This is a genomic window from Lewinellaceae bacterium, from assembly GCA_020636105.1.
In the GTDB taxonomy this organism is placed as follows: domain Bacteria; phylum Bacteroidota; class Bacteroidia; order Chitinophagales; family Saprospiraceae; genus BCD1.
This window is the reverse complement of sequence record JACJYL010000001.1, coordinates 2,270,477-2,287,503: the sequence shown is the minus strand read 5'-3', so window position 1 is coordinate 2,287,503 and position 17,027 is coordinate 2,270,477. Positions and strand designations below refer to the sequence as shown.

General features: G+C 43.8%; 7 protein-coding genes. 4 read left to right on the top strand and 3 right to left on the bottom strand.

The window, feature by feature from the left end:
- The first annotated feature begins 514 nt into the window (after positions 1–514).
- Entirely contained in the window at positions 515–10,030 is a 9,516-nt protein-coding gene (locus tag H6571_08475) for a hypothetical protein (protein MCB9323767.1), read from the top strand.
- A 55-nt stretch (positions 10,031–10,085) separates the two neighbouring features.
- Positions 10,086–11,195, top strand: coding sequence for a T9SS type A sorting domain-containing protein (locus H6571_08470; GenBank protein ID MCB9323766.1), 1,110 nt, complete (start codon positions 10,086–10,088; stop codon positions 11,193–11,195).
- Between the two features lie 364 nt (positions 11,196–11,559).
- Here the strand turns inward: H6571_08470 and H6571_08465 are convergent, their stop codons facing one another.
- The 3 genes from H6571_08465 to H6571_08455 all read right to left on the bottom strand — a co-directional run bounded on the left by H6571_08465 (position 11,560) and on the right by H6571_08455 (position 15,276).
- Positions 11,560–12,549, bottom strand: coding sequence for an IS110 family transposase (locus tag H6571_08465; protein ID MCB9323765.1), 990 nt, complete (start codon positions 12,547–12,549; stop codon positions 11,560–11,562).
- A gap of 316 nt (positions 12,550–12,865) precedes the next feature.
- Entirely contained in the window at positions 12,866–13,366 is a 501-nt protein-coding gene (locus tag H6571_08460; protein MCB9323764.1) for a thioredoxin family protein, read from the bottom strand.
- A 62-nt stretch (positions 13,367–13,428) separates the two neighbouring features.
- The gene (locus H6571_08455) at positions 13,429–15,276 is read right to left on the bottom strand and encodes a carboxylesterase family protein (protein ID MCB9323763.1); all 1,848 of its coding nucleotides are present in this window, start codon (positions 15,274–15,276) and stop codon (positions 13,429–13,431) included.
- Between the two features lie 318 nt (positions 15,277–15,594).
- Here H6571_08455 and scpB point away from each other — a divergent pair, with 318 nt between their 5' ends.
- Positions 15,595–16,236, top strand: a complete 642-nt coding sequence (gene scpB, locus H6571_08450) for an SMC-Scp complex subunit ScpB (protein MCB9323762.1) — start codon at positions 15,595–15,597, stop codon at positions 16,234–16,236.
- 187 nt (positions 16,237–16,423) lie between these two features.
- The gene (locus H6571_08445) at positions 16,424–16,930 is read left to right on the top strand and encodes a DUF2480 family protein (GenBank protein ID MCB9323761.1); all 507 of its coding nucleotides are present in this window, start codon (positions 16,424–16,426) and stop codon (positions 16,928–16,930) included.
- Positions 16,931–17,027 lie beyond the last annotated feature (97 nt).

Sequence of the window (17,027 nt, the reverse complement as noted above, 5' to 3'; positions counted from 1 at the left end):
TGCCATTTATTATTGGCCCACTTCCTTTCAATTTCATTTTCAACACTTACCTTAAGGCAAAAGATAATTACTGTTCATCAGGCAGGCCATTATTTTTATACCCGAAAGTAGTATCCTTAATTTTTAAACAGTATTATTTTTTAGAAAAATTCACCGATAAAACCTATATTTTAAAGATCAAATTCACCCAAAAGAAAAACCTCGGTCAAAATTATTTTACCAATGGTTTTTCAGACAAAAAGCCAGGGAGACGAACAAGTTAAAACGATCAAAAATTAACCAGAACATATTTTAATAAACCATTATGGACAAAAGAGTTTTTCTAAAAAAATAATCATCTTCCGGTCATTCCTGACCCATCGATGGTTTTTGCAGACCAGAACTTTGAATTACGAAGCAAAAAAGCACTATACCAACTTTTTTCATACTTGAGAAAGAACAGTCAATAGACTAATACACTTGAAAAATTATGCTTCTCCGTTCATTGTCCATGAATTCTAAAAACCTTTTAAATATGCTGTACTACACTTCTACTTCAGATTTCCCTATACCTTCAAGCGGGGAAAATCAACATTCTACCCGGGAGAACAGTTCTACCGGTCGGCAGTTACTCAGGAACTCCGGAAACACACTGACCCAAAAGGTCACCCAAAAATGGCCGGCTTTACTGCTGTTTTTTGTGATGCTTATGGGGAGCCAATTCGCTTCGGCGCAATGTATCACTGCTTATGATCCAGTATCAAAGGTGAAAACTGACTGCGTTGGCGAGTTTACTTACCTGAAAGTCAATTTTACCCCACAAATGACGAATCCTACCATTACATGGCAGTATTCATCCAATGCAGGGGGCACATGGCAGGCAGTCAGCTCAAGCCCGATTGCCCATACCATCAATAATGACTTTGCGGAAGCATCTACAAGATTGAATTTGTCAGCTACCACCGCTATGATGGACAACTACCTGTTTAGGGTTGTATTTTCAGGCAGTTGCGTGCAGACTTCCGATGCCTTCCTTCTTGATTTGAACGGACCGGTGAGTATTACTCAGCACCCGGCTTCAGCTACCATTTGCGAAACTACGCTCAGTCAAATTTTTGAAGCCCAGGCCATAGATCCTGGGGCTCAGGGAGGATCCGTAGAGTATCGTTGGCAATATTTTGGTAATTCAACCTGGAACTTCATACCTAATACCGTGGTGGGATGGAATACCACCACCTTGCAATTGACCAATGCGGCAAGTTTTTGGCCCGCTGCCGGATCAAGTGTCCAAATCAGGTGCCGGGTTAGAATCGCTACCTGCGCTGTTCAGTACACGAATCCTGCTACCCTTCAAATTGATAAAAAACCTACTGTGGATGCCGGACCTGTATCCGCCACCATTTGCGAGGACGGGATTCTCAATTTGAATGCCACAGTAAATAATGCGGTTTATGCCGTTACATGGACTGGCGGCGGCGGCGGAATTTTGGACCCTAATGCACTCAGTACGATTTTTGATCCGCCGAATGCAGGTCCGTTCAACCTTACGGTCACCACTAACGCTAATGGAACGTGTAGTGCCGGTATGGATCAGATTGCCGTGACCATCAATACACTTTCGCTTGATAATTATACCCCTGGTAATGCCTCTGCTGCGGGAACCAGGACCATTTGTGATGGAGAGGACACCGATTTCAGGGTTGATTATTCGAATTCTGTGCCAGTCTCTTTGGTAAACTGGGAATACTCCCTGAATGGAAGTCCCTGGACTCCGATAGCGGCTCTCCTGAGTGGTGCCACAGTGATTGTAAATAATACATTAGGTCAGGCTAGGCTTGACCTTGACAATGTATCCAACACGCTGGATGGTGCGCTGTTCAGAGTCACCATTATTGCCGGTACCTGTACCAAAACTTCGGATGTTTTTGACCTTGCGGTCAATGGACCTGTGTCCATTACTATGCATCCACAAAATGTAACAAACCTTTGTGCGAGTACGCCGGATACGACCTTTTCTGTAGTTGCAACTGCGGAATCCGGAACCATCGGTTACCTCTGGCAATACAATACCGGCGGTGGCTGGATCAACGTCCCCAATACCGTTGCCGGATACAATACAGATATTCTCAATCCAACCAGTAGTGATTTTCCTGTTTGGCCCAACCCGGGATCCAGTGTGGATCTGAGGGTAAGAATAAGTACTGGTGGTTGTCCTAATATATTTTCAAACCCGGCCACTTTTACCGTAAGCATGGATTTGCCGGCGGTGGCGAATGCCGGTCCTGATGCAAATATTTGTGAAGGCGACAACTACTTCCTGGGATCAGCCGCTATAAGCGGACCAGGTATTTCAACAGCTTCATGGGATAATAATGGCGGAGATGGATTTTTTAATGATCCGAACATTTTAAAGCCTACTTATACCCCGGGTCCTAATGATATTGCAGCAGGATCAGTAACCTTAACCATAACTACCAACGATCCGGTTGGTGTTTGTGAGGCTACTTCTGATGATATTGTGATCACGATTCATCCAGCGACTGTTGTAGATGCAGGGATGGACCAGGCTGCCTGTGCAGCAGATACTCCAGAGTTCCAGCTTGCCGGTTCCGTTTCAGGAACCGTAACTACAGGCACCTGGAATGATGGTGGGGCAATGGGAACATTTTTGCCTAACGCCAATACGCTTAATGCTATTTATGTTCCTGCTGTATCAGCTTATGGAACTACCGTAACCCTGACCCTTACCAGTGCCACACCACCGGTGTTTACCACTTGTGCATTTGCAACCGACATGGTTAATTTGACCATCGATAAATTGGAGATATCGTCTTATGCACCAGTTTCACAGACACAAATTGTTTGTTCGGGTAGCAACACAACTTTTAGAGTAAATTATACCAGCGCTCCGGTCAATCCAGCCACAGTGGTCTGGCAAGTGGATGGAGGAGCCGGTTTTACGGATATCACTTTCCCTAATGCCTTGTATTCCTTAAGCACACCAGGAGGAAACACACAACTCAATCTTACCAACGTACCTTTAGGTGTCGACGGATTTAGTTACAGGGCTGTATTAACTTCAGGAACCTGTACGGTGACAAGTGATCCATTTACCATCCAGGTCAATGAGTCGGCAACGGCAAATGCCGGAGCGGATCAGTTTATTTGCGGAGGGGAAAATGTACCCCTCAGTGGAAGTATTGGAGGCGTGGCTATCTCAGCAACCTGGAGTACTTCTGGTTCAGGTACATTTGTGCCAAATTCAAGTACCCTGAATGCTACCTATATTCCCAATGCAAGTGATTACGGCACGGTGGTTACTTTGACTTTGACCACTAATAATCCAGCCGGACCTTGCGGACCTGGTGTTGACATGATGGATGTTTCCATTGATGCTGTTACTGTCGATAGTGAGACACCAGCCTCTTTGATCAGAGATATTTGTGAAGGAACCAATACTTCTTTTACGGTTCAGTACAAAGCGGTATCTCCTTTAATGGCTGTAGGACCAGTCGAAACCTGGCAGTATTCCTCCAATGGAGGGGCTACCTGGTCCAACGCGAGTGGTTTGGGAACAATAACCTCTCCTGCGTTAACCGGAATGGCGACAAATTCAAGCCGATTGACACTCACAGCGGTACCGCTTAGTTATGATGATTACTTATTCAGATTAAAGGTAAGCTTTGGAGAATGTGATAAGGTAATTTCCATGTTTTCATTGCAGGTCAATCCGGGCCCAACGGTGGATGCCGGGAATGATTTTAGTATCTGTGCCGGAGAAACTATTGTGCTCAACGGAAGTGTCGGCGGCACTGCGACTACAGGAACCTGGACACATACTGGTGGTGGTGTTTTAAGTGGGGTGAATTTATTCAATGCAGATGCCACTTATACACCGGTTAGCGGTGATTTTGGTACAGCTGTTATGTTTACTTTGACGACAGACAATCCTGGAGGGGCTTGTCCTGCGGTATCGGAAACGATTGCAGTAACCATAGATGAGTTGATTATTACAAGTACCATTCCTGCAGCACCAGTAACTACAATAACTTGTGATGGAGATGTTAATCATCTCTATGAAGTAAGATATAAGACCCGACCAGGGGTACAAACACCTACCTGGGAGTATTCTATAGATGGGGGGATGATCTGGCAGAATGCTACTTCGCCTGATTTCGATGTTATCGATCTTCCTGCAACTTATCCTTCTAACAGTAAAACCCAGTTAAATATCCCACTGGTATCCAGTGATATGGACGGGTATATGTTCCGCGCGGTATTCTCTGAGGGGGCTTGTGCACCGGTGAAGTCAGAAATATTTACCTTACAGGTGAATGGCCCAATTACGATTACTGCTCAGCCAGTGGATGTGCTGAACGAGTGTCAGTCTAGTGAATCGGTTATGTTTGGAGCTACCGTTGAAAACCCTGGTTCCGGTACTTTGCAATATCAATGGCGAAGATACACAGGTATAACACCTCCTACGGTGGCGACCAGCGGAACAGTAATTCCAACAAGTAACGTAAATTATGATGGAGCCGATACCAATGTATTGACTGTGTTTAATACCGGTGGAGTTTTTCCAACTGCCGGGGGGAGTTCCTATTATTATAAGTTAGGGGTTCGCCTTGATCCATGTTTACCGACTTATACCTATTCTGATTGGGTTGAGTTTAGTGTGAGTGGTGATCCGGCTCCAATGGTTTCACTTGGAACTCCGGGGGATATTTGCTCCAATGGGGTGGCCGATTTATCAGGCTTGGTAACATTAACTGCACCAGCAACAAGTGGAACCTGGTCAACAATGGGAGACGGCACCTTCTCTGACCCGGATGATGTTTTGACGGCCATGTACACCCCAGGCCCCGGTGATATTGAAGCAGCAGCATTAGCAGGAGCTATGGGACATATGGTTAAATTGGTATTTACCACAAATGATCCGGTGGCAAATGTTTGTCCTTCGGCAGTGGATTCAACCTTTTTGACTATTTACGCTGAGACGAAAGTTGATGCTGGTGAAGATCAATCTTTGTGTTCTGACGCTTTACCTACAATCCAGTTGAATGGAACTATATCAGGTACCGTTACTACAGGAACATGGTCAGGAGGTTCAGATGATCCAGGAGGATATTCTAATAATACGGACCTAAATTCAACCTATACACCTCTAATGGGTGAATATGGATCAACCATTGTATTTACGCTTACAAGTGACGCTCCTTCCGCTGCTGCATTGGCTGCCGGATGTATTGCAACGAGTGATAATGTTTCAATAACGATAGATGATCTCTCGCTCGGAGGGAATTCACCATTGGCTCCGGCTGCATTTTGTGAATCTTCCGGAAGTACTTTCTTTAGAGTGAATTATGTATCAAATCCGGATCCTAACCCTGCAGTAGTTGAATGGCAGGTTGATTTAGGGGCTGGTTTTGAAAATGTTACTACGGCAATGTTTTTAGTGGATGGTGTACCAACGGCTATTGATCAAACAATTACTACCACTGGAACCCAAACCAGACTTGATATCAACTCTGCTCCTTTTGAGTTAAACGGAATGCCTTTTAAGGCGATTATTACCTCTGGAGCTTGTAGCATTGAAGGCCCTGTGTTCACCCTTTCCGTAAACGAAGAAGTGACCATTGATCCAGGTACTTACGATCCAATTTGTTCCGGTGATGTGATAGCCCTGGATGGTATGATTTCCGGAGGCAGAACCACAGGAAAATGGGGCGGAGGACCTGCGGGCAATTTCAGTCCGGATAATTTAACATTGGATGCTGTATATACGCCTACCGCTGCACAAATAACGGCGGGCAAGGCTGTTTTAAATTTAAATGCAACACCTGCTGCCGGTGCAGGAGAATGTCCTTTTGTGGCTGTTCCTGTCACCATATTTATTGATCAATTGTCTGTTGATGCGTCTACTCCCGCAACATTCGTGAGAAACGTTTGTGAAGGACAAAATACCTTCTTCAGTGTGGATTATACCAGTTTTGATGGAACGACAGCGATGCCTGCTGAAGCAGATGTGCTTTGGGAATACTCAACAGATTCTGGCGCAAACTGGCTGGATGCAGATATTGCAAATGGAGGAATAGGAACAGTATCCTCTCCGGCTGCTGCTAATTTTGCGACCAGACTTTCGCTTGCCGATGTTCCTTTGACGTACAACAACTATCTTGTCAGGGTAACGCTTGATAATGGAGCATGTACCGGAGAACAGGTCATGTTTGCATTATACGTAAATCCTGGACCAACAGTTGATGCAGGACCTGATATTACTGTCTGCTCTGGCGAAGATGTGATGTTGAATGGTTCGATTGGTGGCAGTGCTACAACGGGTACCTGGACAAGAATTCCAAATATGTTAACCCCTGGGGTAATCTCCGGAGCTAATTTATTCGCAGCAGATGCTACTTATACACCACATCCTGACGAATACGGATCAGTTGTATTGTTGAAATTAACGACAAACAACCCTGGTGGGGCTTGTCCTGCAGTAATGGACACTATCGCGGTGACCATAGACCAACTCGTCCTTACTTCTTACGAGCCTGTTTCTTTAGCCAGAACAGAATGTGTAGGGGATGCTGAATTTTTCCAGGTAAATTATGCCAGTGCTCCGGGAACTCAAACTCCGGCATGGGAATATTCCTCAAATGGCATCGACTGGTTGCCGGCTGTAGGACCTGATTACAGTGTGGATAATATGACCCCTGGCGAAACCAGGCTGGATATTCCTTCAGTGACCAATGCTATGAACGGACTGTTGTATCGTGCCGTATTTACTGAAGGCAATTGTGCACCAATTAATTCAGATGCCTTTATCTTAACGGTAAACGGTGCGATATCCATTACTCAACAGCCGGTAGATATCCTGGATATTTGCGGAAGCACTGAATCTGTTCAGTTTATGGCAGATGCCATGAATGACGGAGAAGGAGTCATGAGTTTCTTATGGCAGTACAGCCCGGATGGCATTTCAGGGTGGTTACCACTCACTGAAGTTATGGGACAAACAGAAGGTATTGCTACCGGAACATTGACTTTATACAACACGTCTTCGTTCTGGCCTACCTTAGGCAATAATATATACTTTAGAATGAGGGTTTCCCTCAACAGTTGCAGTGCTGTTACAACAGATGTTGTAGAATTTTCTGTCAACGCTGATGTACCTGCCGGTGTAGATGCCGGATCGGATGATGAAATCTGTGAAGGAAGTACCTATACTTTAGGGGCAGTGTTGTCCGGTAGCGCTACCAGCGGTATGTGGACCACCAGCGGTGATGGTACTTTTGATAATGCAAGCTTTACCGGAGCTACCTATACTCCGGGTGCCAACGATCTGGGAATGGCTCAAGCTGCCGGTCCTATGGGCCACGTGGTAACGTTGACCTTCACGACCAATGATCCTGTGCTGAATATTTGTCCTGCTGCAACGGATATGATGGAACTGACCATTTACCCTGCTATTCAGGTAGATGCCGGACAGGATATCAATGTTTGTATTGATGGTACCCAGCTTGATCCTATTCTTTTGAATGGTTCTGTCACAGGAGCTGTTACAGGAGGATTGTGGGCGCCGGGTAACGGTTTGCTGAATCCCGGGGATGTCGTAACTATTTATACACCGACCAACAGTCATGTGAGTTCCGGATCCAGGAGATTGATTCTTACCAGCGATCCACATTCGGTTTGTCCTATAGTAAAAGATACCATGTTTGTGTATTTTAATGCGAACTTCGGTACTTTGTCTTACAATCCGGGAACTACTACTGCCGGCACAAGAACGGTCTGTAACGGTGATGATACTGATTTCAGAGTCGAGCATGGCTTGACGCCGACTACCCTGGTCCAGTGGCAATACAATGCCGGTAGCGGATGGATTGATGTCAATGATGCTACTACACCACTTTCTGGTGTAGCCAGTTTCGATGTAACGTTCCCGACTCCTGGTGGAAATAATGCGACTCAACTCAACCTTAATGCGGTGACTACTGCTGTTCACGATTACGACTTTAGAGTTATACTGACCAATGGAGAGTGTCAGACTACTTCCGATGCGTTTAACTTACAGGTGAATGGAGATATTGGAACCATAACAATGCCTGCCGATTTGATCGTTTGTGAATCTGTTACTACTCAGACCTTTATGGCAACAGTAGGCGCCAGCGGAAACGGAACACTGGATTACCAGTGGCAATACAGTAATACTTCTGCGATGGGACCATTCGTAAGTGTTCCTGCAGTAGGTGCAACAGGAGTGACCAGCACCACATTGATGCTGACGGCTGCTTCTGCAGCTTATCCGACAGTGGGGAATACGGTTTATCTCAGATTGCGGGTAACCCTTGCTGGTTGTACCACGGTATTCTCTGATTCATTCGAATTTAGTGTAGAATCTGCCGCCAATGTTTATGCGGGTGTTGACCAGTTTATTTGTGAAGGAGATATTGCGTTGATGGCTTCAGCCTTCTACGGCGGTGCTGCTTCTTCTGTAACCTGGACGACTGCCGGTGACGGTAGTTTTGATGATCCTGCTGAAATTCTGGCGATTTATACTCCGGGGCCAACAGATATTTCCAATGGTTCTGTAGTACTTACAGTAACTACTAATGAGCCTCAGGGAGATGAGTGTCCTGCTGTTTCTGACAATATGACCTTGTTTATCGATCCTGCAGCTACAGTAGATGCCGGGGAGGATCAGGTAGTTTGTAAAACAGATTTGGTGGATATGTTTGAAGTGCCTCTTCCTACAGGATACATTCAATTAGCTGGTACTATCGGCGGTGCTGCAACTACGAGCACCTGGACCACCAGTGGTGATGGAACTTTCGATTTTGCCAACCTGCTGAATGCCAGGTATTATCCCGGACCTAACGACCGGAGTAATCAAACAGTAACCTTGACGTTGACGACCAATGATCCGGGTACAGAGTGTGGAGCCGTTGCTGATATGATGGTGATTGCTATCGGTCCTGGAGTAAACATTACTTCTTATGTACCAGTAAGCAGAGAGAGAACCATATGTTCCGGCGGAACCGCAACATTCAGAGTGAATACGTCTCCAACTGTTTTGGGTACCCATGATTGGCAATACAGTTTCAATGGTGTCGATTGGCTGGATGATTTTAACAGTATCGGATTTACCTCTTATATTGAGAGTGGTTTTGATACTTATACAGAGCTGACCCTCGGTGGTGGTGCTCCGAATATTCCTACGGGAACGATGTATTGCCGGGTAACGATTGTCGATAGAGATTGTGAACAAACTTCGCAGACCTTCACGCTCAATGTTAACGGACCTCTCGACTGGGATGTGCAACCTGCTGATTTGATTATCTGTAACACGACTTCCCTGGCTAGTTTCACTGCAATAGCCTTTAATGGAGGTGCAGGTGCCGTTACTTACCAATGGCAGTATTTTAATGGTGCTTCTTACGTGAATGTGCCTGCCAGTGTTGCCGGGTATAATGGAACAACCTTGTTCCTGACCAATGCTGCCTCTTTCTGGCCGGTTCCTGGAAATACGGTTGAACTGAGGTTAGCAGCTACGTTAGATCAATGTGGGACTATTTATTCAGAGGTGGTGACATTAGAAATTCAAATTTGTGTAGCTACAGAGTTGACCACAGTATTTAGTATTGATGGAACAACTTTCACAAATGGTCAATCCAGAGACGGGGTTTTCCTTGTTCAAAACATCGGAGCTAATGCAACCACACAGCCAATTTCGTTCCTGATTACTTTGCCGAGTTCAAGTGTAATGACCAGTGTCCTGGATCCAATGGCCACTATGGCAAACGTTTTCGGGGGAATTTCCGTAAATAATAGTGATTGGAACATTACCGCTCTTCCTATTGGATTCCTTTTAGAGTCTAAACCAGGGGTCGTTATTAACCCGGGTAGCTTTAGCTTGATTGGTATTAACTTTACGGCGATTGGTGTTCCAAACTCCACAAGTAATACAAAAGGTATCCTGGCAACAGGTACCGCCGGGGATGTGAACCCAAACAATAATACTACCCGGACAACTTTTGTAATTAATTAAAAACATCAAGGAGAGATGGTTCCTTTTGAACCATCTCTCAATAAAATTTAATAAGATGAGACTATTTTTTATTTCTACATTGCTGTTGACATTGTTTACAGGAAGCGTTTCAGGCCAATGTTTATCTGATGACAGCAACCCATACACAAGTGGTATGTCTTTTTCCAATGCTTGTGTGAATGAAGGAGGTGCCATAACCTTATCTTTAACCTGGGGAATGGATTGTCCCACTTTTAGTTGTACAGCTCCTGCAGGAAGCTGGGGGGTGAAAATTTCATTCCCGGCTTCAGGGGAATACGGCGTAACGGATATAAGTGATGTAATCACTCCGAGCTTATTTAACTGGTCTTACGATGCAGGAAATAAAACCTTAACCGGTTATTCAAATGCAAATGTTTCTTTTGGGCAATCAGAAACAGTGGTTGTTCAAGTCCATGGATTTACAAATAATAGTTGCGCCGTCGTTTCAACAAGCGCAAATATTTTCCTTACGAGTCCATTGGATATGAATATTGATGCTTTTTCTTGTTTACAGGCTTTTCAAAATGACTCCAATGACGATAATACAGAATCTTCTTCAGGGGTTGACGTAACATTACCCATTCAATTGACTTCATTTAAAAGTGAATTGAAAAATTGTGAAGTAGTGGACATCAATTGGGCAACCGCCTCGGAAACGAACAACCAAAAATTCATCCTCGAACGAAAATTCGAATCCAAGCAGGATTTTGTTGCTATTGCTGAAGTTGAGGGAGCGGGAACATCAAATACCGAAATCCGTTACAATGCCCAAGATGAATTGACTATGGACTTCCCTGACGGAGTCGTTTATTACCGTTTGAAACAGGTTGATTTTGATGGAAAGTCACAGTATTCTAATGTGATTTCTGTCAATGTAAATTGCCAGGAGGCTCCCCAAGCCAGCGTTTTCCCCAATCCCGTAGTAAAAGAACTCAACGTAAAGCTGCCCAGCCTTTGGGAAGGGGATGCCGTTACCATTGAGTTTTACAACGAACAGGGCAAGCTGGTCAGGACAGAGCAAGTCCAGAAAGTGACTGATCTCGAATTACAATTTAATATCGGGGATCTTCCAACGGGTATTTACAACCTGAAACTGACCAATAATAATTCAACCTTGAATAAGCGTTTTGTTCGTTTGGATTAATTTGGAAATTTCTATTTGAAATTATAATACAGCATATTTAACATGAGTTCATCCCGAATTTCATCTAATCAGATGAAATTCGGGATTTTTCTTTTACAAAAGAAATAAACCGCAAAATTTAAAACAAGTAACCGCAAAATTTAGAAGTGTTTGGGTCGTGTGTTAGGTGTTTTGCGACAAAAAATGACTTTTTTCCATAACCCAAACCTTTTGCCCACTCACTTTTACATTTTAAATTCCTTGTTTTACATTTTACATTTAAAAAATACTTCAAATAATCAAAAAAATTCTATTTCAGACAGTTTTTGAAAATTCGGGATGAACTGTGTTCATCTCCAAATTTTTTTCGGAAAATCAGAAAATTTTATTTGGCAAAATAATGTTTTAGTCTGTATTCCGGATCAAATTTTTGTCCAGTTATAGCTATAGTGAAAGCGATTTTCAGCAACTTATTGGCCACCGCAATCATGGCTACTTTAAATGGTTTTTTCTTTGCAATATAGAGTCTTTCAAATAGTTCCTTACATACAGGGTTAAACCTTTTGGCACTTAAAGCACATTCATAAAGTAACTTTCGAAGATAGGATGACCCTAACTTGCAGATGTGTGAAGCTCCCTTAACACTTACTCCTGACTCGTATGTCCGAGGAGCTAACCCCACATAGGCTATCAAAGCTTTATATGATCCAAACTTGGTAAAGCCTCCAGTTATTAGGATTAAGGTGGCTACCGTTTTGGGACCTAAACCGGGAATTGATCGTAAAGAAGCCTCTAATTCTTTGTAATGTTCTTTAATGCTATTATTGATAAGGCATTGTATTTCTTGTAAATGTTTCTCTAATTTTACTATTTGGCACTTTATTATTTCAAGGGCTTCTTTACTGGGGTCTGGTACAAGTTCAAAGTTTTTTTGTTGATTGATTAATGCCGTCTTTTGTTTTGTTAATTGTGCAGAAACTGTCATTAACTGTTGAAGTTGTCTTAAATGTGTCGGTGGAGCTGTCCAACTTTCAGGCTTAAATACTTGGCCATACTGGGCAATAACATAAGCATCTACCCTATCTGTTTTTGCCCTCTTGAGATTCAATCGAGAAAAATACTTTACACGCAAAGGGTTGACTACACTAACACGTTTATCATGCTCAACTAAATATAATGCCAACCCTACATGATAAGATCCCGTTGCTTCTATTATGCATAAGTCCTGATCACTAAGGTTTTTAGCAAACTTTTGCCAACCTTGAGCATCATTATTAAAACGGCTTTCTTCTAATAGAGCCCCTTGTGATAAAACGCAGACATCAAAACTATCTTTTGATATGTCAATTCCTACAAAACGATCAGATTGTTTCATACTAAATCGGTAAATTTGTGTTGATAAAATAACTTCTGTTATGCCTCATCTATCTTACTCAGGCTTTTTGCCTAACAAACTGTCCGAGGTGAAACAGAGAAAAGGAAGCGGGACTGGCTATCCCGAACTGTCTTAATGACAAATGACTCATTATAGTCTTATGCCGCTTCCTTATTTTTTCATTTCAAATTTACCAAATTTAATTTCCTGCCCCTAAGGTAAGATGACTCATGTTTTGTATTATTGCATCGTGGAGACCACCCCTTTTGCTTTTTTAACAGGCTCAAGGGCGAAGATGTCATCTCTCTTCTTGCCATCACTTTTCATAAGTGGCCGGATCCAAAGCCTCCGGGGACCAGGCTTTGAAAAAAGTGGTCACATTTCGGAGGTTATAACTCTTTTCTCCATCTTCTAGCAGCCCTGTATCCTGGGTGTGCAGCAGGTTGCCCCGGGCATCGAGAACCAACAACACCGGAAAGCCGAAACGCTCCGGGTGGCGGTATTGGGCTAATAAAGCTTCATTTTTTTGTTCCTGGCTGTAATTGAGATGATAGGTAATATAATTTTTTGACCTCAGGTCTTTAAGTCCCTCATCACCATTGATAAAGTCCTCAAATCTATAACACCAGACACACCAGTTGCCGCCCACCTGAATGAGCAGGTGTTTTCCTTCTTCACGAGCCTGATCCAGCAATCTTGTAATATCTGCCTCTGCGTCAGCTTCAGGATGGTAAAGTGTTCCATAAGCATTCTGGGCCACCAGGGAAGCCGTGGTGAAGAACAAGAAGAAAAATGTTGCTGTAAAAATATTTTTCATTGGATAAATATTTTTTTATTCATGAACCAAAAGTATACGATTAAAATTTTCAAAAGACAAGTTTACCATTTTATCAGTTTTTGGGTGACCAGCTTTTCGTTGTTGTTGATGGTGATATAATAAAGGCCTCCCGGAAACGGGCTGAGGTCAAATTCAGTTTCATTCTTTTTGGTGATCAGCAATCTGCCTGTTGCATCAAAGATACAAACTTCAAAAGAAGACGATAGTTGATCCGTTGAAATTACTATTAGACCATTTGTCGGATTGGGAAAAACAGTCCAGTTTTGAAATACTTCTGAAATATCATTGGACGCGACTGAAGTGGTACAGCCTTGGAACCCGATCACAGCATCCCAGAAATCGGATTTTTCAGTTCTTAACCCACACTGGCTGCCATCGGGGGTGGCTTTGATATTGAGGTAGCAGTCTGCATCGGACTGATAGGCAGGCCATTCGACGAGATTGTTGCCATTGGGATTGCCTGTAGCGGCAAAATTCACCCAATATTTGAGCATGTTATTTTGCACACTGTCATCCTGAGCCGTATAAAAGGGGCCAATAGCGAGGGAAGAGTTCTCCCAATTGTTAAACCCATAAAAAAGATCAATGCCGTGATAGGCGCCAAAATCTCCAAGAAAACCGGCATGGGTATGGGTGAAAAAATAACGAAAAACGGGGGCTTCCTGGTTTTGGCTGACACAACGGGCCGTCCTCCTTGCATTCACCGTAAATTGACCATCCGTCAAAAGTTGAACATAAGCGTTCCTGGCTTCGGCATTGGTGGTGCCGCTGGGATATAATTCATGGGCCAACGGGCGCAATTCCAGGGGAATGTATAAGTTGATCAGGATATCCACAGTAAAAGGAAAGACGGTCAGCGGAGCCGACAAACTCATCTCGTCTGCGTTGGAGCCGATGATGAGCGGTACTTTATTGAAGTTGCCCGATTGAAAAATATTTATGGGTGTATCCGTGAAAATATAATGGTCTAAAACAGGCTTCCATTTGGATTGGACTACCCCGCCACTCACCGGACTTTCCAGGTTGGCGATGAGTATTTCCGGATCGAGGGATCGGAGATAGGCTACTTTTTCCGCAGCGGTTCCGGTATTGATAAAGCTGTCGGCAAAGTCCATTCCATTCGTTTTTGCCATTTCGTATTCCTGTAGTGTTGGGGCGGCACTCTGGATGCAAGCCCGGCTGAATAATCCTGCTGCAAAAGTGGTCGTCATCAGGTTTCCTACATTGACGCCCCCGGCGCTTTCCCCGAAAATCATGACTTTTGAGGCGTCTCCGCCAAATTGGGAGATATTGTTTTGCACCCATTCCAGCGCAAGTAGTTGATCCATGACAGCATAATTGCCCGAGGTGTTTTGAGGGCTTTCTGCCTCAAGGCCCGGGTGAACCAAAAAGCCCAGTGGCCCCAATCGGTATTGGATGGTGACCACAACGACGTTGCCTCGTTGACTGAGATTCCTTCCGTTGTAGATTTCAGTCCCCAGGGTGAAATCAGAAGCCGATCCCTGCTGGTTTCCTCCTCCATGGATAAATACCATTACCGGCAGGTTTGCGGCAACGGTATCAGGGGTCCAGATATTCAGATACAGGCAATCTTCATTGCCTTCAATGACAGAAGTGGTATCTCCCTGGGTGAAATTTTTCTGTGGGCACTTGGGGCCGTAATCCTGGGCAGGCAGGACTTCACTCCACGATGCAGGCGGAACAGGAGGATGCCAGCGAAGTTCCCCGACAGGAGGGGAGGCAAATGGAATGCCTAAAAATTCAAAGACGGTTTCATTCATACTTCCGGCCACAGGACCGTATTGGGTATTGACAATGGGTGATTGCCCGGAAAGGTTGTCGGAGACTAGGGAAATTATTATCAGCAATGGGAAAATATATCTCTGCATAATAGATTGTATTGTTTTTGATTTAAAACTTGTGTTCGATATTTAGTATTCTGAGGTTCTGTCACATTGCTTTCAGAACCGCAGAACCTGCCTTACTGCGACAGCAGGCAAGGTATCGAATATCCAATAACCAATGTAGAAGTATTACTTGTTTATTTTTTGGCCGTACTTACTTACTATTTTAAAGATACACAGCAATTTTAAGCTTGTATATTAAATACACCTCAATTATCATTTACCCTAAATGGTTTATATTTTTGTACAGGTCAAAACATTAATCTTTGCGTTATTTTATCAATTAAGTTTTACTTTTGCACTATGGAATATCTGGTACAACATATAGAGAGTCTCATTTTTACGGCGGATACGCCTATCAGTTTTGAAGAGATAAGTAATTGCCTGACGGAGGCATTTGGACTGAAGTTTCCCAATGAAGAAATCGAAGGGGCTATCGAAAAATTGCAGCAGCGGTATGCGCAGGATGAGTTCGCCATCGAAGTCGTGGAAATCGCTGGCGGCTACCAGTTTCTTACTAAAGGAAGTTTCCATCAAACGGTTGGGGTGTATTTGCAGCAGACCATGCGACGTCGCCTGTCTGGTGCAGCTTTGGAAACCCTTGCTATCATTGCCTACAAACAGCCGGTTAGCAAAGGTGATCTGGAGCGTATCCGCGGGGTGAGCTGTGATTATTCCGTTCAAAAACTTTTAGAGAAAGAACTTGTTTCCATTGTAGGGAGAAGTGAAGGGCCGGGCCGGCCGTTGCTTTATGGGACGAGTCAGAAGTTCATGGATTATTTCGGCCTGAAAAACATCGACGACCTGCCCAAGCCCAAAGATTTTAAAGATCCGGGTAATCAAATAGGAGAAATGGCGCCGATTGAAGAGGAGATTTCCGAAATCAGCATTGAGGAAGTGGAAGCCATCGAGAGAGCCGAAAGAGCCGAAGATTTTGAGGATTGATGTTATGATGCTACGATGCTGTGATGCTACGATGTTGTGATGCTACGATATTATGATGCTGTGATGGTTCGATGGTATGATGTTACAATTTTATGATATTTCGATACCCAGCCTCCTGAATACTATTTTTTTTCAAAAAAGTATTCAGGAGGTTAGGGTGAAAATATAAATACTTAAGAAAATAAAAATGGATAAGCCTTTAGTAAACAGAGTTGCTCAAAGTGGTCTGGTCACTTTAAATCTTGAGGATTATTTTCCTAAAGAGGAGATTGTCAATTTCGATTTGAAAGATTATCTCTATATGGAGTTGATGCTTAAGGAAAAGGACTTTCGGGAGGCCCTTAATGAACACGACTGGACGCAATATGAAGGCAAGGTGGTGTTGATCAATTGTTCCTCGGATGCGATCATTCCCCTGTGGGCTTATATGCTTGTGGGATCCTATCTTTCTCCTTATGCAGCGGATATTTACCAGGGCAGTCCCAATGAATACTTTAAGTTTGCTATGAATAAGGCGCTGGAGTCATTTGACGGAGAAAAATACCTGGACGAACGGGTCATCATTAAAGGTTGCGGCGCAAAACCTGTTCCGGCTTCCGCTTACCTGGATATCACCCGTAAACTGAGGCCTTATGCCAAGAGCATTATGTTTGGGGAAGCCTGTTCGACGGTGCCTGTTTTTAAGAAAAAGTAAGCAGGCGGGAGCGTATAGCGTACGGCGGCGAGGGACGAGTCAGGACAAAGGATAGGAGCAAAGCGGATAGCCTGCTCACCAGTGAAACGCAGTGATG

Coding starts and splice junctions, on each gene's coding strand:
- H6571_08475 (MCB9323767.1), top strand. CDS start 515: ATGCTGTACTACACTTCTACTTCAGATTTCCCTATACCTTCAAGCGGG.
- H6571_08470 (MCB9323766.1), top strand. CDS start 10,086: ATGAGACTATTTTTTATTTCTACATTGCTGTTGACATTGTTTACAGGA.
- H6571_08465 (MCB9323765.1), bottom strand. CDS start 12,549: ATGAAACAATCTGATCGTTTTGTAGGAATTGACATATCAAAAGATAGT.
- H6571_08460 (MCB9323764.1), bottom strand. CDS start 13,366: ATGAAAAATATTTTTACAGCAACATTTTTCTTCTTGTTCTTCACCACG.
- H6571_08455 (MCB9323763.1), bottom strand. CDS start 15,276: ATGCAGAGATATATTTTCCCATTGCTGATAATAATTTCCCTAGTCTCC.
- scpB (MCB9323762.1), top strand. CDS start 15,595: ATGGAATATCTGGTACAACATATAGAGAGTCTCATTTTTACGGCGGAT.
- H6571_08445 (MCB9323761.1), top strand. CDS start 16,424: ATGGATAAGCCTTTAGTAAACAGAGTTGCTCAAAGTGGTCTGGTCACT.